This is a genomic window from Pseudomonas sp. NFX71 (assembly GCF_048079215.1).
Lineage (GTDB): Bacteria > Pseudomonadota > Gammaproteobacteria > Pseudomonadales > Pseudomonadaceae > Aquipseudomonas > Aquipseudomonas fluorescens_B.
Genome location: NZ_CP182230.1, coordinates 3,872,363 through 3,898,196 on the forward strand (window position 1 = coordinate 3,872,363; position 25,834 = coordinate 3,898,196).

At 59.4% G+C, this 25,834-nt stretch carries 22 protein-coding genes; 11 read left to right on the forward strand and 11 right to left on the reverse strand.

The genetic code is table 11. The features are described from left to right. The first annotated feature begins 232 nt into the window (after window positions 1–232). The 4 genes from ACM1ZW_RS17945 to ACM1ZW_RS17960 all read left to right on the forward strand — a co-directional run bounded on the left by ACM1ZW_RS17945 (window position 233) and on the right by ACM1ZW_RS17960 (window position 1,867). A complete protein-coding gene (locus tag ACM1ZW_RS17945; RefSeq protein ID WP_017337435.1) occupies window positions 233–604 on the forward strand; it encodes a hypothetical protein in 372 nt (123 codons plus the stop codon). A gap of 189 nt (window positions 605–793) precedes the next feature. After that, entirely contained in the window at window positions 794–1,222 is a 429-nt protein-coding gene (locus tag ACM1ZW_RS17950) for a glycine zipper domain-containing protein (protein ID WP_017337436.1), read from the forward strand. Window positions 1,223–1,351: 129 nt separating this feature from the next. Beyond that, a complete protein-coding gene (locus ACM1ZW_RS17955) occupies window positions 1,352–1,540 on the forward strand; it encodes a hypothetical protein (protein WP_017337437.1) in 189 nt (62 codons plus the stop codon). Window positions 1,541–1,648: 108 nt separating this feature from the next. Continuing rightward, window positions 1,649–1,867 carry a hypothetical protein gene (locus ACM1ZW_RS17960; RefSeq protein ID WP_017337438.1) on the forward strand — a complete coding sequence of 73 codons (219 nt, stop codon included), beginning with the start codon at window positions 1,649–1,651 and terminating at the stop codon, window positions 1,865–1,867. Between the two features lies 1 nt (window position 1,868). Here the strand turns inward: ACM1ZW_RS17960 and ACM1ZW_RS17965 are convergent, their stop codons facing one another. The 3 genes from ACM1ZW_RS17965 to ACM1ZW_RS17975 form a co-directional block, all read right to left on the reverse strand. After that, the gene (locus tag ACM1ZW_RS17965) at window positions 1,869–2,309 is read right to left on the reverse strand and encodes a hypothetical protein (RefSeq protein ID WP_017337439.1); all 441 of its coding nucleotides are present in this window, start codon (window positions 2,307–2,309) and stop codon (window positions 1,869–1,871) included. A gap of 67 nt (window positions 2,310–2,376) precedes the next feature. After that, the gene (locus ACM1ZW_RS17970; RefSeq protein ID WP_017337440.1) at window positions 2,377–2,817 is read right to left on the reverse strand and encodes a hypothetical protein; all 441 of its coding nucleotides are present in this window, start codon (window positions 2,815–2,817) and stop codon (window positions 2,377–2,379) included. Window positions 2,818–2,819: 2 nt separating this feature from the next. Further along, complete coding sequence (locus ACM1ZW_RS17975) at window positions 2,820–7,688, reverse strand: RHS repeat-associated core domain-containing protein (RefSeq protein WP_416738976.1); 4,869 nt, start codon at window positions 7,686–7,688, stop codon at window positions 2,820–2,822. A gap of 260 nt (window positions 7,689–7,948) precedes the next feature. Between ACM1ZW_RS17975 and ACM1ZW_RS17980 the strand changes: the two genes are divergently transcribed. Beyond that, a complete protein-coding gene (locus tag ACM1ZW_RS17980; protein ID WP_017337442.1) occupies window positions 7,949–8,644 on the forward strand; it encodes an HAD-IA family hydrolase in 696 nt (231 codons plus the stop codon). A 78-nt stretch (window positions 8,645–8,722) separates the two neighbouring features. Here the strand turns inward: ACM1ZW_RS17980 and ACM1ZW_RS17985 are convergent, their stop codons facing one another. Further along, window positions 8,723–9,469: a 3-oxoacyl-ACP reductase family protein gene (locus tag ACM1ZW_RS17985; protein WP_017337443.1), complete on the reverse strand. Its 747-nt coding sequence runs from the start codon at window positions 9,467–9,469 to the stop codon at window positions 8,723–8,725. Between the two features lie 125 nt (window positions 9,470–9,594). Here ACM1ZW_RS17985 and ACM1ZW_RS17990 point away from each other — a divergent pair, with 125 nt between their 5' ends. After that, window positions 9,595–10,518 carry a LysR family transcriptional regulator gene (locus ACM1ZW_RS17990; protein WP_414878596.1) on the forward strand — a complete coding sequence of 308 codons (924 nt, stop codon included), beginning with the start codon at window positions 9,595–9,597 and terminating at the stop codon, window positions 10,516–10,518. Window positions 10,519–10,624: 106 nt separating this feature from the next. On the opposite strand, the gene ACM1ZW_RS17995 is transcribed toward ACM1ZW_RS17990, so the two are convergent. The 3 genes from ACM1ZW_RS17995 to ACM1ZW_RS18005 form a co-directional block, all read right to left on the reverse strand. Further along, a complete protein-coding gene (locus ACM1ZW_RS17995; protein ID WP_414878597.1) occupies window positions 10,625–11,353 on the reverse strand; it encodes an aspartate/glutamate racemase family protein in 729 nt (242 codons plus the stop codon). 56 nt (window positions 11,354–11,409) lie between these two features. Continuing rightward, window positions 11,410–12,942, reverse strand: coding sequence for an NCS1 family nucleobase:cation symporter-1 (locus ACM1ZW_RS18000; RefSeq protein ID WP_416738977.1), 1,533 nt, complete (start codon window positions 12,940–12,942; stop codon window positions 11,410–11,412). A gap of 570 nt (window positions 12,943–13,512) precedes the next feature. Then, window positions 13,513–14,253 (reverse strand): phosphoadenylyl-sulfate reductase, encoded by a 741-nt coding sequence (locus ACM1ZW_RS18005; RefSeq protein ID WP_414878599.1) that lies wholly within the window; start codon window positions 14,251–14,253, stop codon window positions 13,513–13,515. 172 nt (window positions 14,254–14,425) lie between these two features. Here ACM1ZW_RS18005 and thrH point away from each other — a divergent pair, with 172 nt between their 5' ends. Next, window positions 14,426–15,043, forward strand: coding sequence for a bifunctional phosphoserine phosphatase/homoserine phosphotransferase ThrH (gene thrH / locus ACM1ZW_RS18010; RefSeq protein ID WP_017337448.1), 618 nt, complete (start codon window positions 14,426–14,428; stop codon window positions 15,041–15,043). A 139-nt stretch (window positions 15,044–15,182) separates the two neighbouring features. Here the strand turns inward: thrH and pabB are convergent, their stop codons facing one another. The 4 genes from pabB to ACM1ZW_RS18030 all read right to left on the reverse strand — a co-directional run bounded on the left by pabB (window position 15,183) and on the right by ACM1ZW_RS18030 (window position 19,790). Continuing rightward, complete coding sequence (pabB, locus tag ACM1ZW_RS18015; RefSeq protein WP_017337449.1) at window positions 15,183–16,520, reverse strand: aminodeoxychorismate synthase component I; 1,338 nt, start codon at window positions 16,518–16,520, stop codon at window positions 15,183–15,185. Window positions 16,521–16,726: 206 nt separating this feature from the next. Next, a complete protein-coding gene (locus ACM1ZW_RS18020; RefSeq protein ID WP_253438844.1) occupies window positions 16,727–17,713 on the reverse strand; it encodes an alpha-L-glutamate ligase-like protein in 987 nt (328 codons plus the stop codon). After that, window positions 17,713–19,248, reverse strand: coding sequence for an inactive transglutaminase family protein (locus ACM1ZW_RS18025; RefSeq protein ID WP_017337451.1), 1,536 nt, complete (start codon window positions 19,246–19,248; stop codon window positions 17,713–17,715). The genes ACM1ZW_RS18020 and ACM1ZW_RS18025 overlap by 1 nt, the downstream gene beginning before the upstream one ends. 5 nt (window positions 19,249–19,253) lie before the next feature. Further along, entirely contained in the window at window positions 19,254–19,790 is a 537-nt protein-coding gene (locus ACM1ZW_RS18030) for an ATP-dependent zinc protease (protein WP_017337452.1), read from the reverse strand. Between the two features lie 302 nt (window positions 19,791–20,092). On the opposite strand from ACM1ZW_RS18030, the gene ACM1ZW_RS18035 reads away from it, so the two are divergent. The 4 genes from ACM1ZW_RS18035 (at window position 20,093) to acnD (ending at window position 25,780) form a co-directional block, all read left to right on the forward strand. Beyond that, entirely contained in the window at window positions 20,093–20,812 is a 720-nt protein-coding gene (locus ACM1ZW_RS18035; protein ID WP_193393024.1) for a GntR family transcriptional regulator, read from the forward strand. After that, entirely contained in the window at window positions 20,809–21,699 is an 891-nt protein-coding gene (gene prpB / locus ACM1ZW_RS18040) for a methylisocitrate lyase (protein ID WP_017337454.1), read from the forward strand. Before ACM1ZW_RS18035 ends, prpB begins: the two co-directional genes overlap by 4 nt. A gap of 152 nt (window positions 21,700–21,851) precedes the next feature. Then, window positions 21,852–22,979, forward strand: coding sequence for a bifunctional 2-methylcitrate synthase/citrate synthase (gene prpC, locus ACM1ZW_RS18045; protein ID WP_017337455.1), 1,128 nt, complete (start codon window positions 21,852–21,854; stop codon window positions 22,977–22,979). Between the two features lie 203 nt (window positions 22,980–23,182). Continuing rightward, the gene (gene acnD / locus ACM1ZW_RS18050; protein WP_414878601.1) at window positions 23,183–25,780 is read left to right on the forward strand and encodes a Fe/S-dependent 2-methylisocitrate dehydratase AcnD; all 2,598 of its coding nucleotides are present in this window, start codon (window positions 23,183–23,185) and stop codon (window positions 25,778–25,780) included. Window positions 25,781–25,834: the final 54 nt, after the last annotated feature.

Below are 25,834 nucleotides of genomic sequence, written 5' to 3' on the forward strand. Positions count from 1 at the left end.
CCTTTTCACAAAGTTTTCACAAGGTCCTACGTAATCTCAACTCATCCGTTAGAAAGCAACACCTGGCCCGTCTCCCCAGCGGGCTTTTTTTTGCCTGTCATAAAACCTTTTCCATAAACGTTGTCCAACCGTCGCCAATGGCGAGGTCGGGTTCGTGCGTCTGGACTTTCTCGCCGCTAAAGCATTCAATCTCGACCCTTTTTGATTTCCCCCTATTTTTGAGGTTCTTGTCATGCGTTTAACACTGCCCGCCCTGGTTCTGGGGCTTTTGGTTGCTCAAGGTGCAATGGCTGCTGGCGACGGCACGGCCGCGCTGGGTGGCGGTCTGGGTGGCGCGCTGGGTAACGTCGTCGGTCAAAGCATGGGCGGCAGCACCGGCGCAGCGATTGGTGCCGGTGTTGCGGGCGCAGCCGGCAGTGCCGTGGCAGCACGCAAAGGCAGCCGTACCAAGGCGGCGATCGGCGGCGGTGTGGGTGCAGCTGGTGGTTCGGTGATCGGCAACAGCCTGGGCGGCAAGACCGGTTCCACCATCGGTGCTGGTTTGGGCGGTGCGTTGGGCGGTGGCGTTGGCAGCAATCTGGCCAAGGGTCACAAGCGTCACTGATCCTGAGTGATCAGTTCAAAAGCCCGGCTTTGATGCCGGGCTTTTTGTATCTGGCTGTTTCTTCTTCGCAGCTAGCGCATCTTTGGCGGTCCAAACATCATCGCTGACCGGATTCAGTGGGGCAGGTGCTAGACTCCGCCGACCCGCAGCGCGTTCTTTTCCCCCGATGCGGAATTAGAGGTTCATATCATGCGTTTGACATTGTCCACGTTGGTTCTGGGACTTTTGGTCGCTCAAGGTGCGATGGCTGCCGGTGATGGCACCGCGGCTGTTGGCGGTGGTATTGGCGGTGCACTGGGTAACGTGGTCGGCCAGCAAATGGGCGGCAGCACAGGTGCAGCGATTGGCGCAGGTGTGGGTGGCGCGGCGGGCAGTGCGGTTGGCGCGCCTAAAGGCAGTCGCACCGCAGCGGCCGTTGGTGGTGGTTTGGGCTCGGCGGGTGGCTCGGTGATTGGTAACAGCCTCGGTGGCTCGACCGGTTCCACTATCGGCGCAGGCCTGGGCGGTGCAGCGGGTGGCGCGGTGGGCAATAACCTGGGCACCGACAGCGGCAGTTCCCATTCCGGAAACGGGCACAAAAACAAACACAAGAATAAACACAGGAATAAACATCGCTGACCCGATCGCGAATGACAGTAGAAACCCGGCCTGGCGCCGGGTTTTTTCGTTTGCGCGAGAAGTACTCCGGAACGTTTGCTCCCAGTCTGCCTCGAACTTCATACACACCTGAATATCGAGAGGTATGCCATGACACCTGAAACCGAAGGCAAGGAAGAAAAAGGTCCGAGCGGACTACCGTTTATCAATGATCCGGGTAATGAAGATCCGGGGTCGCTGATGGATGATGCAACGGTGCCGCTCAACGATGCCGATGAGGCGGGTGACATGGGCCAGACAGAGTTTGAAGACGAGGATGACGACGAAGACGAACAATGATCAGTCGCTGCGATCGGGGCGACCGATCGTCCCCCTGATCGAACTGCGTTCGTCACGCTGTCATCAAAATGTCAGGACCTGTTTTTCAGGCCCCTTGAGAGGTGACTTATGAACGCTGGCCCGAAAGACACCGATGACGATACCCCGGAGTACCCACTGCCTTCGCCGACCGACTCGCTGAGTCGCGATCAGCGGCCGCCGGATGATGACGAGGCGGGGGTGGAGCAGGTGCCTGATAGTGATGTAAAGCGCACTGATACTGATGTTGAAGCGTTGCCGGATGATCCGGATGTTGCAGGGGGAGATGGAGCTCACGAACCGAGTTAGATTATATTTTGTGGTCTTTCACCGCGTCGTCTTTAAGCTCGGCTGACTTTTTTTGTTTTCCAATAAAATCATTCCTCCATAAATCAAAGAAAGCTATTTGTTCGGAAATATCCTTGACGATGTTTTCGTCTTCATAATCGAAGGTGCGGACAATATCTTCGAATGATGCTGATTGCCCCAAAGTCATCTCATAGGCTACTGACCCATTGCTCATCTGAGAGCACATTCGCGATGGGAATACATTAAGTTTTGATCCTTTGCAAAGAAACTTTATTTCAGGAAATTCCTTGCGGATTTGTGCGAGGCAAAAAAATTGGTCGTGGTCGCTGTATGTTTTTCTGAATCCGTTTTCTCTTATAAAGGTTAAAGAGTCTAGATGCGCTTCAATTATTGCATTTTCAATTTTTGTGCCTGTTTTAAGTTTTATTTTATGTCTGAGCATCTGCGTTCTCGTTGTAATGTGGCGGCTGTGGAGTTTAAGTAATAAATGTTTCCAGGGTGGCGGGTTTTTATGGCGTTTCAGAATTGCCTTTAGATTCCTGGCCGCGTATGGTCAATGAAATTCCAAGTGACTCCAGCCAACGTTTGTAAAAAGTTCTTTGCTCTTCGATATTATTGGTGAGGTTTTCGTCTTCGTAATCAAAAATTCTTACCAGGTCCTCTTCCTCACTAGGGATCCCTAGTTTCAGTTCGTATGCAACAAGTCCGGTGGACATTTGCGAAGACATGCGAGAGGGATGAACATTCAGTTTGGCGCCTTTGCATAGAAATTTTATTTCAGGGTGGTCAGCTCTTAATAAACCGAAGCACGCATACATGTCATAGTCGCTGTAAGTTTTGGTTAGGCCATTTTTCATTATAAAAGTTAGTTCAAGCTTTCTCCTGTTGCATTGAATTGTGGCTGTTTCAATGGTTCCGTTATTGTCTATTGATATTTCTAGGTCTTTCATGGTCATTTCCTGAAAGGGTTGGGTATTGAATAGCCTTTATAGCTACCATCCTCATAAACGGGCGTAGCACCGACGATGTCATCGTTTTTTATGCCTCCCGGGACAGCTATTTCTACTTCGCGTCGATGAGGGGACATTAATCCAAGTTCTTTGTTTACATCGAGCCCACTTATATTTTTTAGTACATAAACATAACCGTCGGCAATCCAGTGGCCCGTGGCAAATTTTTTCGCTTGTTTTTCCTCTGTCGAAGTACTAACAAAGTAGCTTGGAGGGTTTTTGTTATCTACTGCGTGCAGGTACAGGTCTTCGCTGTCTCCCCATGGCTCAAATCCCCCCTCAAAAATTTCCCACGGTTCTCGCTCGTCACCTCGGTACAAATAATAGTTATCCTTTTTGATATTTGGAGTTTTGGGCTCCCCCTGATCAACCGTAACCCTGTCCACCAGGTCCTTGTCACCAGATGAAGTCCGCTTACACCCGTCCCCTCCCGGACACTCACTCAACCCCAACGGATCAACCCACCCCGTCGGACTCCGCGTGTACTGGTACTGATTCAATCCCCCGGCCAGCTTGCTCGGATCCGGCGTCAGGTACCGTCCAACATCCGGCTGGTAATACCGATGGCGGTTGTAGTGCAGGCCGCTCTCGGCATCAAAGTACTGCCCCTGAAACCGCAAGGGCTGGTCGAGGATCTGGTGGGTGTCGCGGTTAAGGCGGGTGAGGCGGCCATAGGCGTTGTATTGGGCTGCCCAGACGATTTCGCCGCTGTAATCCGTCAGTTCCTGCGGTGTACCGAGGTGGTCGAGTTGGTAATAGAACGGGCATGCCTTTAGCGGTCCCTTGCCATCAAGCATGGCCAACGGACGGAAAGTGCCCGGTTCGTAAACGTAACTGCGGTAGTGCTCGCGGCTGCTTTCGGCGACGAGGTGGTCGCCTTGCCAGAAGAATTCTGTGGTTTTGCCGTCGACGGTTTTGCCGATGCGGCGGCCGAAGGCGTCGTAGCGGTAGCTGGCGCAGCGGCCATCCGGGGTGGTGACGCCGATCAGCCGGTGCTGGCAGTCGTAGCTGTATTCGGTGACCAGTTTTTGCCCGGTGCCGCGGCGTTCGCGGATCAGGTTGCCGAAGGCGTCGTAGTCGTAGTGCCGGTCGCCCTGCCTCAGCAGGCGATTGCCGTTGACGGTGGTCGGGCCGGGGCGGTCCTGCATCAGCAGGTTGCCGGCCGGGTCGTGGGCGAAGCTTTCCGGTGGCTGGTCGCGAGAGTGGCGGACGCGGGTCAGTCGGTTGAGAGGATCGTAGTGGTAACTGCGCTGGCCGTGGCGGCTGTCGGCGAGGCTGTCGAGATTGCCGTTGAGGCTGTAGGCATAATCGCGGCGGTACAGCGGTTGCTGGTGTTGGCTGACGGCATGCGCCTTCAGACGGCCTTGATCGTCGTAGGAGAATTCGCTTAGCAGTAGGCCTTGCTGGCGCTGCTGTTCGCGACCGAAGGTGGATTGGTGGGTGGTGAGCCGCGTGCCGTTGAGATCGATGGCGGTCAGCGCGCCGCCCTTGGCGTGGCGATAATCGAGTTTGCTGCCGTCCGGCAGACGCATCCGCTTGAGCTGGCCGCAGGCGTCGTAGCCATAACGCAGCGTGCCCCAGCCCTGGTGTTCGGTGATCAGCCGATCCTGTTGGTCGTACTCGAATTCCAACGGGTGATCGTGACCGTCGTCAACGCTGACCAGCCGTCCCAGGCTGTCGTAGCAATATCGAATCTTGATGCCGTCGGGCAGGGTCTTGACCAGCAAGCGGCCGGCCGAGTCTCGTTCATAAGCGGTGACGAGTTGCGAGCCATCGTCGCCAGCCTCGGTTTTCTCCAGCAGATGACCATTGAGGTCATAGGCATACGCGGTGCGACGGCCGTCGAATCCGGTTTCCTGTCGGATCAAGCCATTGGGCGTGTAGTCCAGCCGATATTTTTCGCCTGACTCGTTTTCGATCTCGGTGAGTAACAGCTGTGCGTTGTCGTAGCGATAACGCAGCTGAGTTCCGTCGGGATTGATCCGGCGGCTGACCAGGTGCAAATCGTCGGCGTATTCGTAACGCGTGACGCGGCCCAGTTCGTCGCGCTCGGCGGTTATCTTGCCGTAGGCGTTGTAGCTGAAGGCGCGGACGGTGCCCGTGGGAAGCGTCGTAAGAACCAGCCTGCCCACGGCGTCCCATTGATAGCGGGTGACCGCACCGTGTTCGTCCTGACGAGTCGTCTGCCGGCCCAACGCATCGTAGGAAAACCGCCGCTGACCACCGCCCGGCAAGGTTTCTTCGACCCGTTGCCCCAAGGTATTCCAGACGAAGAGATGACGGCTGTTGTCCGGGTAACGGATCGACAGCAACTGACCTTTTTCGTCGTAGTGATAGTGGGTCGTCTCACCGTCAGGATCGGTCGCCTCGGTGATGTCACCCTGAGTGTTGCGCTGGTACTTCCACACCGCTTTGCCGCGATACCGCGCGTGCAGGAAACCGTTGCGGTACTCGTAGGACGTGGGCTCGTCCTCCGATGGAATCAGCGCAATCAGCCGTCCGACATCGTCGTAACGGTACTCAGTGACCGCGCCCTGCGGATCCTGCTCGGCAACCAGACGGCCCTTATCGTCATAGGCCTTTAGCGCTTCGCCACCTTCCAGCCCGACCCGGCGTACCAGGCGTGCGCGGTCGTCGTGTTGATAAACCTCTTCACTGCCATCACTGTTGCGGACCGTGACACTGCCCGCGTCATCCCAGACATACCGCGTGTCCATTTGCGAAAACGACGCCCAGTGTCGGACGCATCGCACAGCCTTGCCGGACCCTTCCCACTCCCAGAAGAAACTCGCGCCACCGGCCAGTTGCCGCTGCAAAATGACCTGTTGGCCGTCGTAGTCGTAGCGTTCGCTTTCACCGAGGGCATTGGTGGCTTCGATCAAGCGATGACAGGCGTCGTAGCGATAGGCAACGAGTGTCTGCTCGGTACGCCAGGCGTCTTCCAGCGTGGCAGCTGGGTGAAAGCTCTGATACTCGACGGCGACGAGGTGTCGGCGCTCATAGCGCAATCGCAGTGAACGCCCTGCGCCGCTGTCGAGGCGCGTGATTCTGTCGGATCTGTCGCGCTGCACCGTCAGCCGGTTGCCATAAGCGTCGCTGATCGCCGTCAGTCGTCCTGTCCGGAAGTGGTAAAAGCGCGTTGCTTCGCCGGCCAGTGCGAGGACCAGTTCTTCCGGCTCACCCCCCAGATAAATGGCCGCCCGCGACAGGCTGTTGTGGATGGCCGGTCGTTCGCTGTTCGGCAGCGGGAAAGTGATGCAGCGGTTTTCGTGGTCGATCCAACTGACGTTGTCGCCATCGATTTCCAACCGGTGCGCCAGGGAGTGACTCCAGCCAAATCCGAGCCCGCCGTCGATTTCGACGGCACTGGTGCGATAAACGCGGGTGAACTCGAACGGCAACAGACCATCCAGCGAGCCATCGATCAGCGTCAGCAGTTCTTCGCCGGTGACCATCGACACCGGGCAGCCGTTGGTCGCGGTGTTGTCCGCTGAATCGACACTGTCGCCGTTCGGGTTTTTCGCCGGGGCGGAGGCATCATCGCGATGTTCCTGCCGGGTCAGGCGGGTCCTGGTTTGGGATTTGTTGCGGGCAATGGCGAGTGGATTGTTGACCTGCACAACCGCTGATTGACGGTCGGTAATGCGCATTGGAACCGCTGGCGCAGGTTTGAGCGGCGCATCCCGGGCATTGACGATCAAAGGTTTAAGCGCACCTGCGTGACGGGTAAGGTCAGCGCTTGCCGTGAGCCCGGCCAGGCGCGAACTTGCCGCCGCCAGCCATTGTCGGGCTCGTTCGGACTTGATCTTGCCCAGTACTTTGGCGCTCATGCCGACGTGCAGTCCGGCAGGCCCCGTGAGGCGCACCAGCAGGAAACCGATCAGTATCTCTGTACGAATTTCCGCCACCACCTCGGCGACGTACTGCGGTGGCAACAGGCGCAACCAACTGGTGAAGGCCGCGAGGTGAATGAACATCAACGGCTCATCGCTTAACACCAGCAGGACGTTGGCGATGGCTTCGGTCGATGCGTTCAACAGCGTTTCGAGCTCAACCTCGCTCAGGTACTCCAGGAGTTTTTCGCTGTTGGCTTGCAGGTCTGCCATCAGGGCAAATACCTGCTTCACGTCATCCCACAAACCGTGCAGCGATTTCTCGAAGCCACGCCAATCGGCCCGCTGCAGCAGGCCATAGCGTTCAGTGAAACCTGCCTCGGTAAAACCCGCCCACAGCGGTTGAAACTCGGTTGTCCATTCGTTGCGCAACCAACCTTCAAGTTCGTCGATCACGCTTTGATAAGAGGCGTAAAGCGCTTTGACGTGTTCGGTGGATACGTCGGGAAAGAACGTGATGCGGTAACGCTGGCCACGCCAGCATTCAGGGATTTCGAGAATGCCGCTGGGGCCAATGACTTTGTGAATCGGCTCGCCAAACGTCGGTAAGCCGTTGTCCTCGGCCAGCAGGGGTTCGAGCATCACCGGCGTATCGCCGATCGGCACGAAACGCGCAGCTTCAAACAGGTGCACCAGGGTCAACGGGCCGCTGGCCGGGCACGTGGCGAGTGTCGAACTGACAGGCGCGGTGGAGTCCTTCGGTGCACTCAAGCGAACGTCGTTGCCGACCTTGAACACCTGCTCGACGTCCAGCGCCCAACCGGTCCAGAAGTTTTCCGCCCAGGCCTCGTAGTCGTTGAGGCAGAGGCGAAAATCCCCGAGCAACGCTTCGACGTCCGGTTGCCCCGGGTTCATGGCGGCGACCACGAGCAATCCGATGGCGTTGTTCAAGGCCAGGACCTTGTCGGGGTTGAACATTCGCAGTCCCTCGCGCGGATCAATTTTGATCGCGAGACTTTGCGGGGGATCAACGGGGAAAGAAGTCGGGAAAGGAGGCGTTTGGTGTAGGGCAAATCGCTAAATAATCGGCAGCACTTCCGAACCGGTGCTGGACCGTCGGGAGATTGCCCGTTGCTCTATGTCGGCCGCGCTCGTTATGCTGCTGAACCCTTTAATCAAATCCGCGATTCAGCCGTACTGGAGTCGGTCGGGATGTCATTAAAAACGGATCAGATGCGATGAATGCACCGCTGAAAGAGTTCGGCCCGATCAAAGCCGTGATTTTCGATATGGACGGCTTGCTGCTGGACACCGAGGGCATTTACACCGAGGTTACGTCGATCATTGCCGGGCGCTATGGCCGGACCTTCGACTGGAGCGTCAAGCAGAACATCATCGGCCGCGGCGCGGGCGATCTGGCGCGTTATGTGGTCGAGGCGCTGGAGCTGCCGATCACCGCCGAGGAGTTCCTGGTGATCCGCGAGCCGCTGATGCGCGAGCGTTTTCCTACAGCGTTGGCGATGCCTGGTGCAGAGGAGCTGGTTCGGCATTTGAAGGCCAACAACATTCCGATTGCGGTGGGCACCAGTTCTTCGCGTCAGTCGTTCGGCCAGAAAACCACGTTGCACCGCGACTGGTTTGCGCTGTTCGACTTCATTGTGACGGCCGATGACCCGGAGGTTGGCGCAGCCAAACCGGCGCCGGATATCTTCCTCACGGCAGCACGACGCCTGGGCGTGGCGCCTGAAGATTGCCTGGTGTTCGAGGATTCGCCGTTCGGTGTCACGGCGGCGAAAGCGGCGGGGATGACGGCGATTGCGATTCCCGATGCGGCGATGGCTGACGAAAAATACGCACACGCGGATGGCATTCTTCGTACGTTGAAAGCGTTCACGCCAGGTGCTTGCGGTTTGCCCGCGCTTGAGTGGGCTTAACGCGACAGGCAGCAAGACACAGGCAACTGTGGGAGCGAGCAAGCTCGATCCCACAGTTTGTGTGTTGACTGATCCGTATCAGGCACCGAAACCGCCGTCGATAGTCAAGCTGGCACCGGTGATGTAACCGGCTTCCGGCCCAACAAGGTAAGCGACGAAGCTGGCGATCTCTTCCGCTTTACCGTAACGACCCACCGCCATCAACGGGATCAGGCTTTCGGCGAAGTCGCCGCTGGCCGGGTTCATATCTGTATCGACCGGGCCCGGTTGCACGTTGTTGATGGTGATTCCACGCGGGCCGAGGTCGCGGGCCAGGCCCTTGGTCAGGCCGACCAGCGCCGATTTGCTCATGGCATAAGGGCCGCCACCGGCGAAGGGCATGCGGTCGGCGTTGGTGCTGCCGATGTTGATGATGCGACCGCCTTCGGTCATGTGTTTTGCGGCAGCCTGGGTGGCGATGAACACGCTGCGGACGTTGATCGCCAGCGTCTGGTCGAAGTCTTCGAGTTTGAAATCTTCCAGCGGGGCCACGGCCAGCACGCCAGCGTTGTTGACCAGGATGTCCAGGCGTCCGAAGGCTTTGACGGTGGCGCTCACGGCGTTGCGAATGGCCTCGGCGTCGGCACTGTCAGCCTTGATGGCCAGCGCTTTGCCGCCGCTGCCGGTGATGCTGTGTTGCAGTTCTTCGGCCTTGGCCGTGGAGCTGACGTAGGTGAAGGCAACGGTCGCGCCTTCAGCGGCCAGGCGTTTGACGATGGCAGCGCCGATGCCGCGGGACCCGCCTTGAATCAAAGCCACTTTGCCGCTGAGGTTCTGAGTAGTCATGTCGATCTCCAAAATCCCGAGGCGAGATGTCTCGGTTGATGGAGCCTAGTATCGATTCCCGATTACACGCTGAGTAGCCGGTAATTGCGATAGTCTGTGTAAACCAGAAGTTTATAGTGGCGCCTATGGAAACCTTCAGCAGTATCGAATGCTTCGTGCGCAGTGCGGAAGTCGGCAGCTTTGCCGAAGCCGCGCGGCGACTGAGCCTGACACCCGCAGCGGTGGGCAAGAGTGTGGCAAAACTTGAGGCGCACCTCGGCGTGCGGCTGTTTCAGCGCAGCACCCGCAGCCTGACGTTGACCGAGGCCGGTCAGTTGTTTCTCGGCGAAGTCAGTTCCAGTCTGCTCACCATCCAGAATGCGGTGGCAAACCTCGCCAGCGCCGAAGGACGCCCGGCCGGTACGCTGAAAGTCAGCATGGGCACGATGTTCGGCCGTTTGTATGTCGTGCCCCTGTTGGGCGAGTTTCTGCGGCGGTTTCCGGCAATCAACCCGGATTGGCATTTCGATAACCGACAGGTCGACCTGATCGCTCAGGGATTCGATGCCGCGATCGGTGGGGGATTCGAGCTGCCGCAAGGCGTTGTGGCGCGCAAGCTGACGCCAGCCCATCGGGTATTGGTGGCTTCAGCCGACTATCTGGCGGAGCGCGAGGCGATCGTCGAGCCCGATGATCTCAAGCATCACGATGGCATCCTCATTCGGTCGCCGCAGACGGGGCGCGTGCGTTCCTGGCAGTTGACCAGTCGCACTCGGCAACACAGTCCCCTGACACTCAAGGCGCGGATGACCATGAGCGATTCGGAAGCGGCCTGTGCGACCGCGGCTCAGGGGTTGGGCATTGCGCTGGTGAGCATGCCGTTTGCCGCGGGGTATCTGGAGGCCGGAACGTTGCAGCGGGTGTTGCCCGATTGGTATGTCGACGATGGCAATATTTCTATCTATTACGCTGAGCACAAATTGTTGCCGGGCAAGACTCGGGCGTTTGTAGATTTCATTATTGAGCAGTTTGCGGAGCAGGGGTTGGGGGCGCGGTTCAGTGCGGTTTGAGCCTGGCTTTGGACCGAGATGCTGCCATCGCGGGCAAATAGGGGATTTGTGAACGGCATAGATCCCTGTGGGAGCGTGGCTTGCCCGCGATGAACGATAACGCGGTCTACCGGCCAAACCGCCCCGGCCACCCAACGATGTTCTTCGGCCGCGGCGTGGCATACGTCCGCACTTTCGACGTCGACAACCCCAACCGCACCAGCGATTCGGCAATGGTCACCGCCGCCGTCACACCATCCACCACCGGAACCCCGGTGCGCCGGCGTATCTGTTCATCCAGCCCGGCCATCCCGCCGCAGCCGAGGCAGATCACCTCGGCCTTGTCTTCAACCACCGCCCGCTCAGCCTGACGAACAATCGCTTCCAGTGCCCGCTGCGGATCGGCTTCCAGCTCCAGCACCGCCAGACCACTGGCTCGCACCGAGGCACAGCGGTCCCAGAGCCCGGACAGTTTCAGGCGGTCTTCGATCAGCGGCACCGTCCGGTCCAGCGTAGTGACGACCGAATAGGCATGACCGAGGAACATCGCCGTGCTCGCCGCCGCATCGGTGATGTCCACTACCGGCACGTTGAGCAATTCTTGCAAGCCTTCGCGACCGTGCTCGCCATAACCGGCCTGGATCACCGCATCGAAAGGCTGGTCGTAGGACATCACCCGGTCCATCACAGCGATGGCGGCCAGGTAGCTTTCGAAATTGCCTTCGATGGAGTCGGCGCCGAAATGTGGCGTCAGGCCGATGATTTCGGTGCCTGGCGCGGCCACGGCTTGCGCCGAACGCGCAATGGCCTGGGTGATGGATTCAGTGGTGTTGACGTTGACCACGAGAATTCGCATGGGAAGTCCTTATAGCGGGTGGTTCTGCGGCCCGACGATGCCGGGCCGTCGTGGGGTTAATGGCTGACGTTGTCGACCGCGATGGCTTCACCGCTGACGTCCGCGTAGTGGGGCTGCCGCTTGGCGATAAGCAGGTAGAGCATCCCGGCAATGCCGGCGCCGATCAGCCAGGAGAAGGGTGATACGAGGTGGAAACCCGGCACCAGCGCCAGGACGATGGCGATCAGCGCTGCAGGAATGAACGCCGCCACCGCACGTAAATTGACGCCACGGCTGTAGTAATAAGCGCCGGCGGGATCCTCGCTGTACAACTGCGGCACGTTGACCTGACCTTTTCGTACAAGCCAGTAGTCGACCATGATCACGCCATACAACGGGCCGAGCAGGGCGCCGAGACCGGACAGGAAATACACGATCACCAACGGGCTGTTGTAGAGGTTCCACGGCAGGATCAGTACCGCAATGGTCGCGCTGATCAGCCCGGCGCGACGGAAGGTCAGGTATTTCGGCGCCAGGTTACTGAGTACGAAGGCCGGGGCGACGAAGTTGGCCATGATGTTCACCGCCACGGTGACGATCAGGAATGCCAGGCACCCGAGCACCAGAAAGAAGGTGTTGGGAATCGACGCGATGATTTCCGTCGGACTTTCGATGATCCGGCCGTTGATCTGAAATTGCGCACCGCACAGCAGGACGGTGATGCCGGCGAACACCAGAATATTCACCGGCAGGCCCCAGAAATTTCCGACCTTGATCGTCTTGCGGCACGGCGATGAACGGGCGAAGTCGCAGAAGTTGAGAATCAGCGTGCCGTAGATCGCCAGCCACAACGCGCCGCCAGCGAAGATATTGCGCCACATCTCGCCGCCGGTCAGCGGCTCGCGGATCGACCAGGCGATGGTCGCGTCGGCCTGAAAGTACATCCAGGCGGCGAGGGCCGCGACGGTCAGCAGAATGACCGGCCCGGCAAACGCTTCGTAGCGCCGCACCATTTCCATGCCGTAGGCGAGGATCGCCAGTTGCACCAGCCAGATGGCGACAAAACACACCCAGCCCAGGCTCGACAAGCCAAGGATCGAATCGTGATCGTAATCGGCGAAGCCCGGATGCACCGCTGTCAGCAGCACGCGAAACACAACCGAGGCGAGGTATGTCTGAATACCGAACCAGGCGATGGCGATCACGGCGCGGATCAGTGCAGGAATTTGCGCCCCGTGGATACCGAAACTGATCCGGCTGATGACCGGAAACGGCACCCCGGTTTTCTGGCCCATGTAGCCGGACAAGTTCATGAAGCAATACACCAGCGCTGCGCCGATCCCAAGCGACAGCAGAATCTGCCAGCCGCCCAGGCCCAACGCATACAAGCCGATGGCGAAGGAGTAGTTGGCGATGTTGTGAACGTCGTTGGTCCATAGCGCGAAAATGCTGTAGCGGCCCCAGCGCCGGCCTTCGGCTTTGGTCGGCGCCAGGTCTTTGTTGTGCAGTCGCGGGCTGAGCACCACAGGTTCTTGAAAGGTCTGATCGTGAGCGGTGGGTGGAAAGGAGGGCAGATCCAGCGCGATGTTGTTGGAGAGGCTAGTACGCATTCCGGCAGGCTCCGAGCTTGGCGTCGCGATGACTGTGCATGAGCGTTGGCTCGACAAATCTTCGTCGCGGGCGACAAGCATCATTGGTTACGGGGCATCTGCAGCCTGTACGGGATAGGGCGCTTCAGGCTTGCGGATCTTGAGTGTGTGTATGTTTTGAACTGATTGTATACAAAACATGTATGCACTTAAGCCAGATCCATGCCAGCCACAGGTCTATGATTTTTGCTGCTAATTTCGTTTTGTTATCGATATGAAATAAGTGGTTGAAATCAAGGCGATAAAAATTGACCGGATGAACAGGTATTTATTTTTCGGAGGGATTCGCTAGGGAGGCCTAGGAAGGAATTCAGGCAGGGCGGATGTAACAATTTGGGTCGAAGAAACAAAAAGTGCACACATAAATGGCACCGATGGTGACATTCGTGTGTACACATTTGTAGGCGGAACACTAACCCTGTGGGAGCGAGCCTGCTCGCGATTACGGACTGACATTCAACATTATTGTCGACTGTTACACCGCTATCGCGAGCAGGCTCGCTCCCACAAGGGATTGCACAGGGTAGGGGATTACACCTTCGACTTGCTGATAATGTTACCGGCGTGCAACCCGCATTCTTTCTGCGTCGCCTCTTCCCACCACCAACGACCTTCACGCTCGTGCTGGTTCGGCAGCACCGGACGGGTGCACGGCTCGCAGCCGATGCTGATGAAACCGCGCTCATGCAGGCTGTTGTAAGGCAGTTCAAGCATACGGATGTAACCCCAGATCTCCTCGCTGGTCATTTGCGCCAGCGGATTGAACTTGTACAGGGTGCGTTCCGGAGTGGAGAAGGCAGTGTCGATTTCCAGCACCGCGACGGCGCTGCGGGTGCCGGGGCTCTGGTCCCGACGCTGGCCGGTCGCCCAGGCGGTCACGCCGGACAATTTGCGGCGCAGCGGCTCGATCTTGCGGATGCCGCAGCACTCCCCATGGCCGTCCTTGTAGAAGCTGAACAGGCCTTTTTCCTTCACGAACGGCTCAAGTTTCGTGTAGTCCGGGGACACCAGTTCGATGTCGATCTTGTAGTGCTCGCGCACTTGATCGATGAAGCGGTAAGTCTCGGGGTGCAGACGGCCGGTATCGAGGCTGAACACTTTGACGTTCTTGTTCAGCTTCCAGGCCATGTCTACCAGCACCACGTCTTCGGCGCCGCTGAAAGATATCCACAGGTCATCGCCGAACTCGGCAAACGCGAGTTTGAGGATGTCCTGGGCGGATTTGTTGGCATAGGTCGTGGCGAGTTCCACGACATCGAACGATGGGCTCATCAGGGCGGCTTCCTACAGGTCGGTGGCGCTGGGCGCTCTATGTGGGCCTGATGGTAACAAAATCCTGCGGTGGCTGGCGCGCCCTCTGCGTTGCGCACGCCCGCCCGAGTCGCTAGAGTTCGGCAGTCCTTTTGCTCGCTCGACTCAATAATCAATACAAATGGGGTGTCTTGTGGAAATTGCCTGTCTGGATCTGGAAGGTGTGCTGGTCCCGGAAATCTGGATCGCGTTCGCCGAAAAAACCGGGATCGAATCCCTCAGGGCCACCACCCGGGACATTCCCGACTACGACGTGCTGATGAAGCAGCGCCTGCGGATCCTCGACGAGCATGGCCTGAAACTCGCCGATATCCAGGAAGTGATCGCCACGCTCAAGCCGCTGGACGGCGCTGTCGAGTTCGTCAACTGGCTGCGCGAGCGCTTTCAGGTGACGATCCTGTCGGATACGTTCTATGAGTTTTCCCAGCCGCTGATGCGTCAGTTGGGCTTCCCGACCTTGCTCTGTCATCGTCTGATTACCGACGACGCCGGGCGAGTGACGAGCTATCAGCTGCGTCAGAAAGATCCGAAACGTCAGTCGGTTCTGGCGTTCAAGAGCCTTTATTACCGAGTGATTGCAGCGGGGGATTCGTACAACGACACCACGATGTTGGGCGAGGCGGATGCGGGGATTCTGTTCCATGCGCCGGATAACGTGATTCGCGAGTTTCCGCAATTCCCGGCGGTGCACACCTTTGAGGATTTGAAGCAGGAGTTCATCAAGGCTTCGAATCGGGCGTTGAGTTTGTAGTCGCAACCCTGTGGCAGCTTGCTCCCGCTCGGCTGAAGACCAGCCGTAAAACCGGCGAATGCGTTCTGACTGAAGGTGTGCGGCGTCTGGTTTTGGGGGCGCTTCGCACCTCAGCGGGAGCAAGCTCCCTCGCCACAAGCTAAAGGTTTTGCAGGGTGTCGAGCAGTACTTTCACCTTGGTGATCGATTCCTGATACTCGGCCTGCCACTCCGAATCCGCCACGATCCCGCCGCCGCCCCAGCAACACACCTGCCCGTCCTTCACCAGCAAGCTGCGAATCGCGATGGAGCTGTCCATCTCGCCGCGCACGTCCAGATACAGCAATGAACCGCAATACAACCCGCGTCGGGTCGGCTCCAGCTCATCGATGATCTGCATCGCGCGAATCTTCGGCGCTCCGGTAATCGAGCCGCCCGGGAAGCTGCCGGCGATCAGGTCCAGGGCATCACGGTCATCCGCCAGTTCACCGGTCACGCTGCTCACCAGGTGATGCACATTCGGATAGCTTTCCAGACTGAACAACTCAGGCACCCGCACCGAGCCGATACGGCAAGTGCGGCCCAGATCGTTGCGCAACAGATCCACGATCATCAGGTTTTCCGCGCGGTCCTTGGGGCTGGCCAACAATTCGGCGGCGTTCGCCGCATCTTCGGCGGCAGTCAGGCCACGGGGACGGGTGCCTTTGATCGGGCGCGTTTCAACGTGGCGTTCGCTGACTTTGACGAAGCGCTCAGGCGACAGGCTCAGCACCGCGCCACCGGCGGGCAGGCTCTGGAAGCCGGAGAAGGGCGTCGGGCACGCCGCGCGCAACGCGCAGTAAGCGGCCCATGGATCGCCTTCGCACTCGGCGCGAAAACGCTGGGCGAAGTTGACCTGGTAGCAATCGCCAGCCTGGATGTACTGCTGAATACGCTCTAGTGCCTGGCGATATTGATCAGCGCTCAGATCGGCCTGCATCGGCGCTTTCAGTTGAAATGCCTCGACCGCTGCGACCGCAGGTTGAGTGAACAGCGTAATCAGACGCTGACGTTCGCTGTCGATCAGTGACGGGTGGAACACCAACTGACTGGTCATCCGTTGATGGTCGCTGATCAGCGCCCAGTCGTAGAGTCCGAAACGCGCATCGGGCAATTGAAGATCGTCCCGCGCCTGACTGGGCAGGTGTTCCAGATGCCGACCGAAGTCATAGCTCAGATAGCCCATCAAGCCGCCAGCGAAGGGCAGATCAAACGGAACTGCCGCTTCGCCGAGTCGTGTCAGGTTTGTGCGCAGACGCTGAAGGAAATCGCTGCCACTTTCGTCGGGCAACACCGTCAGTTGCTCGAGCGGCCAGGCGCTGAGCAGGTCATAACGCCCGCGATCGGCCGTTGGCCGGCCACTGTCGAGCAGCACGGCACCAGGAGCATGACGGATCGCCGCGAAGTACTCGGCGGGGTTGGCGCGATAGGGCAGCGGGTGTACGGAACAGGTCAGCATGGGCGGGGCAGATCAGCCATCGAGGCGGGGTGGCGATTGTAGTCCCCTCGGGGAATTGCTCCTAGAGGGGATGTCGCGAAGTGACCGATTGGCAGCGGCTGGCGCTAGGCCTGTGGCGAGGGAATTTATCCCCGTTGGACTGCGCAGCAGGCCTGATTTTGGGGCCGCTTCGCAGTCCGACGGGGATAAATCCCCTCGCCACAAGGTCAGCCTTCGACGGCCGGAATATGCCCGAACATCTCCTGAACAAACTCGACCCGCTCCTGCACCGTCTCGGTGATCCCGCGAGCCTTCAGCTCTTCCAGTCGCGCCTCGACCGCATGGGTGCGCAATGTCAGCCCGCAATCATTGGCAATCTGGATGTTCAGCCCCGGCCGGGCATTCAGCTCGAGAATCAGCGGTCCCTTTTCCTGGTCCAGCACCATGTCGACACCGATGTAACCCAGCCCGCACAGCTCGTAACAGCCGGCGGCGAGTTTCATGAAACCGTCCCAGTAGGGCAGTTGCACTCCGTCCACCGCGTTGGTGGTGTCCGGGTGTTTGGTAATGATGTTGTTCAGCCAGGTGCCGCGCAGGGTCAGGCCGGTGGCGAGGTCGACACCGACGCCGATGGCGCCCTGGTGCAGGTTGGCCTTGCCTCCGGACTGACGCGTCGGCAGGCGCAACATCGCCATCACCGGGTAGCCCATCAGCACGATGATGCGGATATCCGGCACGCCTTCATAACTGATGCTTTTGAAAATCTGATCGGGTGTCACGCGGTATTCGATCAGCGCACGATCCCGGTGACCGCCCAGTGAATAGAGGCCCGTCAGGATGCTGGAGATATGGTGCTCGATTTCCTCATGGCTGATGATCTTGCCGGACACTGTGCGATAACGCCCCTCGAAACGGTCGGCAACCACAATGATGCCGTCGCCACCCGCGCCCTGGGCCGGTTTGATCACGAAGTCGTTGCGTCCGCCGATGATCTTGTCGAGGTTGTCGATCTCTTTCTCGGTGGAGATCACGCCATACAGTTCCGGCACATGAATGCCGGCGGCGATCGCCCGTTCCTTGGTGATGATCTTGTCATCGACGATCGGGTACAGGCTGCGCTTGTTGTACTTGAGCACGTAGTCTGCGTTTCGCCGGTTGATCCCCATGATGCCCCGGGCTTCAAGGGCCTTCCAGGTCTTCCAGAAGCCGAACATCAGACGTCAGCCTTCTTCAGGAACGCCTTGAAACGCACCAGTTCAGTCAGGCGATAACCACGATAGCGTCCCATCGCCAGCATGAAGCCCACCAGAATCAACAGGACCGCCGGGAAGGTGAACACGAAGTAGGTCAGCTCTGGAACGCTCATGATCAGGTGTGCCAGGGTGGCGGCAAACAAGGTGCCGATCGCGACTTTCATCGCATGCCCGGAACCGCGTTCTTCCCAGGTAATCGACAGGCGTTCGATGGTCATGGTCAGAATCACCATCGGGAACAGCGCCACGGACAACCCGCGCTCCAGGCCGAGCTTATGGCTGAACAGGCTGATCGCTGCGATCAGTACCACCACAAACGTCAGCACCACCGACAGCCTTGGCAACATCTGCAGTTTCAGGTGCTCAAGGTACGAGCGCAGCGAGAGCCCCAGCGCGGTGATGATGGTAAACAGCACGATACCGAAGCCGAGCTGGGTTTCGCGGAAGGCGAGGGCGATCAGCACCGGGGTAAAGGTGCCGAGGGTCTGCAAGCCGATCAGGTTGCGCAGGATCAGGATCACCAGCACGCCGATCGGGATCATCACCATGATCATGAAGGTCTGCTGGGTTTGCAGCGGCAGGCCGTACAACGAGTATTCGAGGAAGTTGGCGTCGGTGTTTTCGTCGGTCAGCTTGGCCAGGCGAATGGCGTTCATTTCGCTGTTGTTCATGCTGAACGTGACGGTGGCTTTCTTGCCGCCATCGACAGTGATCAGGTTTTCATCGCCGGTCCACCACAGCAGGCGGTCGGTCGGCAGGCCTTGCTCGCCGGTTTCCGGGTTGAAGTACAGCCAGTCGGTGCCGTTGAAGCTGCGCAGCCAGAGTTCAGGTGTTTGCGGTTGGTCGGCGACCAGACGGATGGTGTGGACCTTTTCCACCGGCACGTGGGCGATAGACAGCACCAGTTCAACGATTTTGGCCTTGTGCCCACTGGACGGATCACCCCCCAGCAACAGTTTCACGTTGTCGTCATTGACGTTGTTGACCCGCTTGATCGCCTCGCCAATGAAGGTTTCGACGTCGGCCGAGTGCTGGCGAATCGGCGCGAGCAGGGCTTCGGCGGCGATTTTTTCCGGGCCTTCGACGGCGATGCTGTCGCGGAAGGTCGGGCCTTTGATCTTGGATTTTTCACCGGTGTAGCGCTTGGTCAGCACCAGGCGGTAATAAAGCGTCTGGTTGCCCTTGGCCCGGCGCGCCGACCAGGTGACCTTGCGGTTGCCGTCGACACGGTTTACGGCCACGCCGTAATTATTGGAGATGAAGCTTTCATTCAGGCTGACGTAATCGCGGCTCAGAGGCGGCACGAACATCTGGATCTTGACCGGGTCCTTGGCACTGGCGACGAACTCGACCTTGGCGTCGATGTTCCACAAGTCGTCGGTGGCGTCTTCGGTCACGGGAATGCCGAGCACGAAAATCTGATAGGCCGTAACTGAAATGCCCAGCACCACCAGGATGGCGATCAGCATTTTCAGATGGAGGGTAAGAGAGCGCATTGGAATTACTCTGCGGTATGAGCGTCGGTGGCGCAGGCGGGTTTGCCAGCAGCGTATTTAAGGCTGGGGTCGACCAGCGCATCAAAGCGCTTGAGCGCTTCGGAGCCGATCAGGAGCGGATATTGGAAGGCACTTCGGTCGGTCAAGTTCACTTCGATGCTGCGTAAAGCCGAACCCATGCAGATATCCAGCTCGATCACCGGACGGGCGGTGTATTTCTTGCCTTCGTCCGGATCGTAGTCGCCGGCGCGGCGCTTGATCTTGCTGACGCGGGCCAGTGGCCGTTCGATCGGGTGCGAGTGCGCCGCGTCGATCGCCAGATAGAAGCGCACCCAGGATTCGCCGTTGCGCTTGAAGCGTTTGATGTCGCGGGCGCTCAGGGAGGCGGTTTTCGCCCCGGTGTCGAGTTTGGCCGCGACTTCCAGGTTGATGCCGTCCAGCGAGGCGTACTCGTTGAGGCCGTACACGGTTTTTTCCCCCGCCGCGGCGACACCGGGCAGGCAGAGCATATAAAGGAAGGTGGGGAAGGGCTTGAGTCTCATAAATCCTGGTGCGCAGCGGTCCGTGTTTCGATTCAAGGCCCTGGCATCGCTGCGCAAGCTCCCTCGTATGCCTATCAGCTATTTATGACAGGCCGTGCAGATGTCACAAACAAATGCGGGCGGCATTCTAGCACGGTGGTTTCATGGCGCCAGCGCCGGGAGGCGGCTATAAACAGAGATGCTGCTTCGTTATGGGGCGGCCGGTTATTAGACGATTGTCGACAATATCCATTTATCCTTTGACTGCCAGACCTATATTCGCTAGTTTTTGCCGCATCAGCTTTCAAGGTGTCGACAATATGCTGGATCAACTCGATCCCCCGATCATTGCTCAGGACGATTCGGAAACACTTTCCGAGAACGTCTTTCGACGCATTCAGGCGGCCATCGTCAAGGGCGAGATCGCCCCGGGCAGCAAAATCTCCGAGCCGGAACTGGCGCGCACCTATGGCATCAGTCGCGGTCCGCTGCGCGAAGCGATCCACCGTCTGGAAGGCCAGCGCCTGCTGGTTCGCGTGCCGCACGTCGGGGCGCGAGTGGTTTCCCTGAGTCACGCCGAGCTGCTGGAACTCTACGAAATCCGCGAATCCCTCGAAGGCATGGCCTGCCGTCTCGCGGCGGAACGCATGACCGTCGAAGAAATCGACGAACTGCGCCACGTCCTTGAAACCCACGAGCGCGATGCGGCGTTTCAGGCCGGTGTCGGTTATTACCAGCAGGAAGGCGATTTCGACTTCCACTACCGAATCATCCAGGGCAGCGGCAACCGCACCCTGACGCAGATGCTCTGCGGCGAGCTTTATCAACTGGTGCGCATGTACCGCATCCAGTTTTCCACCACGCCCAATCGCCCGCGCCAGGCCTTTGCCGAGCACCACCGGATTCTCGACGCCATCGCCGACCGTGACGGTGAACTGGCCGAGTTGTTGATGCGCCGTCACATCGGCGCCTCCAAACGCAATATCGCCCGTCATTACCAGGACGGCGCCACTAAGACAGCCACTGAACGAGGTGAGTCATGAGTTCCAACAAGAGCACTCCAGGCCAGCGTTTCCGCGATGCGGTCGCCAGCGAACATCCGCTGCAAGTGGTCGGCGCGATCAACGCCAACCATGCGCTGCTGGCCAAGCGCGCCGGTTTCAAGGCGATTTACCTGTCGGGTGGCGGGGTGGCTGCCGGCTCACTCGGCGTGCCGGACCTGGGCATCACCAGCCTGGACGACGTGCTGACCGACGTGCGCCGCATCACTGACGTCTGCGACCTGCCGCTGCTGGTGGACGTGGACACCGGTTTCGGCTCCTCGGCGTTCAACGTCGCGCGCACCGTCAAGTCGATGATCAAGTTCGGCGCGGCGGCGATTCATATCGAAGACCAGGTCGGCGCCAAGCGCTGCGGTCACCGTCCTAACAAAGAAATCGTGTCGCTGCAGGAAATGGTCGACCGCATCAAAGCGGCGGTTGATGCGCGCACCGATGACAGCTTCGTGATCATGGCCCGCACCGACGCCCTGGCGGTGGAAGGTCTGGAGTCCGCACTGGATCGCGCTGCGGCGTGCATCGAGGCTGGCGCCGACATGATCTTCCCGGAAGCGATCACCGAACTGGAGATGTACAAGCTGTTCGCCAGCCGCGTGAAAGCGCCGATCCTGGCCAACATCACCGAGTTCGGCGCGACGCCGCTGTACACCACCGAGCAACTTGCAGGAGCGGATGTGTCGCTGGTGCTGTACCCGCTGTCGGCCTTCCGCGCCATGAACAAGGCCGCGGAAAATGTCTACACCGCGATTCGCCGCGACGGCACGCAACAGAACGTGATCGACACCATGCAGACGCGCATGGAGCTTTACGATCGCATCGACTACCACACCTTCGAGCAGAAGCTCGATGCGTTGTTTGCCGCGAAGAAGTAAAGATCCAAAGATCGCAGCCTCGTTTCACCCGGCAGCTCCTACGGGGATGTTGCCGGACGCAGTCGATGTAGGAGCTGCGGAAGGCTGCGATCTTTTTGGCAACACCCAAATTTGCCGATTCCCTAACAAATTCAAGAAAACTGGAGACAGCAATGGCCGAAGCAAAAGTACTCAGTGGCGCCGGGCTCCGTGGCCAGGTTGCCGGGCAAACCGCACTGTCCACCGTGGGCCAGTCGGGCGCAGGCCTGACCTACCGCGGCTACGACGTTCGCGAACTGGCGGCTGACGCCCAGTTCGAAGAAGTGGCCTACCTGCTGCTGTACGGCGAACTGCCGACCCAGGCGCAACTGGACGCCTACATCAACAAACTGGGCAAGTTGCGCGACCTGCCGCAAGCGCTCAAGGAAGTGCTGGAGCGCATCCCCGCGGATGCCCACCCGATGGACGTGATGCGCACCGGTTGCTCGTTCCTGGGCAATATCGAACCGGAGATGGATTTCTCCGAGCAGCACGACAAAACCGACCGCCTGCTGGCCGCGTTTCCGGCGATCATGTGTTACTGGTATCGCTTCAGCCACGACGGCAAACGCATCAACTGCGTGAGCGACGAACAATCCATTGGCGGCCACTTCCTGCACCTGCTGCACGGCAAGAAGCCAAGCGACCTGCACGTCAAAGTGATGAACGTTTCGCTGATCCTGTACGCGGAACATGAGTTCAACGCTTCGACCTTCACCGCTCGGGTGTGTGCATCGACCCTGTCCGACCTGTTCTCCTGCATCACCGCGGCCATCGGTTCCCTGCGCGGCCCGCTGCACGGCGGCGCCAACGAAGCGGCGATGGAAATGATCGAGCGTTTCTCGTCGCCGGAAGAGGCGGTCGAGGGCACCCTCGGCATGCTGGCGCGCAAGGACAAGATCATGGGCTTCGGCCACGCGATCTATAAGGATAACGATCCGCGTAACGAGGTAATCAAGGGCTGGTCGAAAAAACTCGCTGACGAAGTGGGCGACACCGTGTTGTTTCCAGTGTCCGAAGCCATCGACGCAACCATGTGGGAACAGAAGAGACTGTTCCCGAACGCTGACTTCTACCATGCGTCGACGTACCACTTCATGGGTATTCCGACCAAGTTGTTCACGCCGATTTTCGTTTGCTCGCGCCTGACCGGCTGGGCGGCGCATGTGTTCGAACAACGTGCCAACAACCGCATCATCCGCCCGAGCGCCGAGTATGTCGGCGTCGAACAGCGCAAGTTCGTGCCAATCGAACAACGCTGAATGGTGAAGGCCTGCACCGGGATCTGAACGCTACGCAGATCCCTGTGGGAGCGAGCCTGCTCGCGAAGACGGACTGACATTCAACATCGATGTCGGCTGATACACCGCTTTCGCGAGCAGGCTCGCTCCCACAGTGGATTGTGTGCATTTCAGGTGCTGTGCCAGGCCCCACCCTTTGAAACTACCGTGACCGAGTCCTGACGATGAACACTGAATTCCGTAAACCGCTGCCCGGCAGCCATTTGGATTACTTCGACGTCCGTGCGGCGGTCGAAGCCATCCAGCCCGGCGCCTACGACACCCTGCCGTACACCTCCCGCGTGCTGGCGGAAAACCTGGTGCGTCGCTGCGACCCGGCCACGCTCACCGAATCCCTGAAGCAATTCATCGAGCGCAAACGCGACCTCGACTTCCCATGGTTCCCGGCCCGCGTGGTGTGCCACGACATTCTCGGCCAGACCGCGCTGGTCGACCTCGCCGGCCTGCGTGACGCCATCGCCCTGCAAGGTGGCGACCCGGCGCAAGTGAACCCGGTGGTGCCAACACAACTGATCGTCGACCACTCCCTGGCCGTCGAGCGCGGTGGTTTCGATCCGGACGCGTTCGAGAAGAACCGAGCCATCGAAGACCGTCGCAACGAAGACCGTTTCCACTTCATCAACTGGACCAAGAAAGCGTTCAAGAACGTTGACGTGATTCCGCCCGGCAACGGGATCATGCACCAGATCAACCTGGAGAAAATGTCTCCGGTGATCCAGGTGCGCGATGGCGTGGCGTTCCCTGATACCTGCGTCGGCACCGACAGTCACACCCCGCACGTCGATGCCCTGGGTGTGATCGCCATTGGCGTCGGTGGCCTGGAAGCCGAGAGCGTGATGCTTGGCCGCGCATCGTGGATGCGTCTGCCGGAAAGCGTCGGCGTCGAACTGACCGGCAAACTGCAACCGGGCATCACCGCCACCGACATGGTGCTGGCGCTGACCGAGTTCCTGCGCAAGCAAAAAGTCGTCGGCGCGTGGCTGGAGTTCTTCGGCGAAGGCGCCTCCGCGCTGACCCTCGGCGACCGCGCAACCATTTCCAACATGGCCCCGGAATACGGCGCCACCGCGGCGATGTTCTACATCGACCAACAGACCATCGACTACCTCAAACTCACCGGCCGTGAAGACGAGCAAGTACAGTTGGTCGAGAACTACGCCAAGACCACCGGCCTGTGGGCCGACAGCCTGAAGGGTGCGCAATACGAGCGCGGCCTGACCTTCAACCTGTCCTCGGTAGTGCGCAACATGGCCGGCCCGAGCAACCCGCACGCTCGCGTTGCTACGTCTGACCTCGCCGCGCAAGGCATCTCCGGGAAATGGGACGACGTACCTGGCCAGATGCCGGACGGCGCGGTGATCATCGCCGCCATCACCAGTTGCACCAACACCAGCAACCCGCGCAACGTGATTGCCGCCGGCCTGCTGGCGCGCAATGCCAACAAGCTCGGGTTGACCCGCAAGCCGTGGGTCAAGTCGTCCCTGGCACCGGGTTCGAAAACCGTGGCGTTGTACCTCGATGAAGCGGGCCTGACGGACGAACTGGAACAACTCGGTTTCGGCGTCGTGGCCTTTGCTTGCACCACCTGCAACGGCATGTCCGGCGCGCTGGACCCGGTGATCCAGCAAGAGATCATCGACCGCGACCTGTACGCCACCGCCGTGCTCTCGGGCAACCGCAACTTCGACGGGCGGATTCACCCTTACGCCAAGAATGCATTCCTCGCTTCGCCGCCATTGGTGGTGGCGTACGCCATCGCCGGCACCATCCGTTTCGACATCGAAAAAGATGTGCTGGGCCTGGACGCAAACGGTAAGGAAATCCGCCTGAAGGACATCTGGCCGAGCGACGAAGAGATCGACGCGGTGGTGAAAGCCTCGGTCAAACCTGAGCAGTTCCGTCAGGTCTACATCCCGATGTTCGCCATCCACGAAGACACCGGTCCTAAGGTCACGCCGCTGTACGACTGGCGCGAGATGAGCACCTACATCCGCCGTCCGCCGTACTGGGAAGGCGCACTGGCCGGTGCGCGCCCGCTCAAGGGCATGCGCCCGCTGGCGGTGCTGCCGGACAACATCACCACCGATCACCTGTCGCCGTCGAACGCGATCATGCTCGACAGCGCCGCCGGCGAATACCTGGCGAAAATGGGCCTGCCGGAAGAGGATTTCAACTCCTACGCCACGCACCGCGGTGACCACCTGACCGCGCAACGCGCCACCTTCGCCAACCCGAAACTGTTCAACGAAATGGTCCAGGAAAACGGCAAGGTCAAGCAGGGTTCGCTGGCCCGCGTGGAACCGGAAGGCAAGGTCATGCGCATGTGGGAAGCCATCGAAACCTACATGGAACGCAAGCAGCCGCTGATCATCATCGCCGGCGCCGATTACGGTCAGGGTTCGTCCCGCGACTGGGCGGCCAAAGGCGTGCGTCTGGCGGGTGTGGAAGCGATTGCCGCCGAAGGGTTCGAGCGTATTCACCGCACCAACCTGGTGGGCATGGGCGTGTTGCCGCTGGAGTTCAAGCCGGGCACCAACCGCCACACGCTCGCCATCGACGGCAGCGAAACCTACGACGTGATCGGCGAACGCACACCGCGCGCCGAGCTGACGCTGGTGATCAATCGCAAGAACGGTGAGCGCGTCGAAGTGCCGGTGACCTGCCGCCTCGACACTGCTGAAGAAGTGTCGATCTATGAGGCCGGCGGCGTGCTGCAACGCTTCGCGCAGGACTTCCTCGAAGAATCGGCGGTTGCCGTCTAAATCAAGCTGTGCGGACGCGGGACTTCAAGTCCCGTGTCTGTCTTGAAGGAGCAC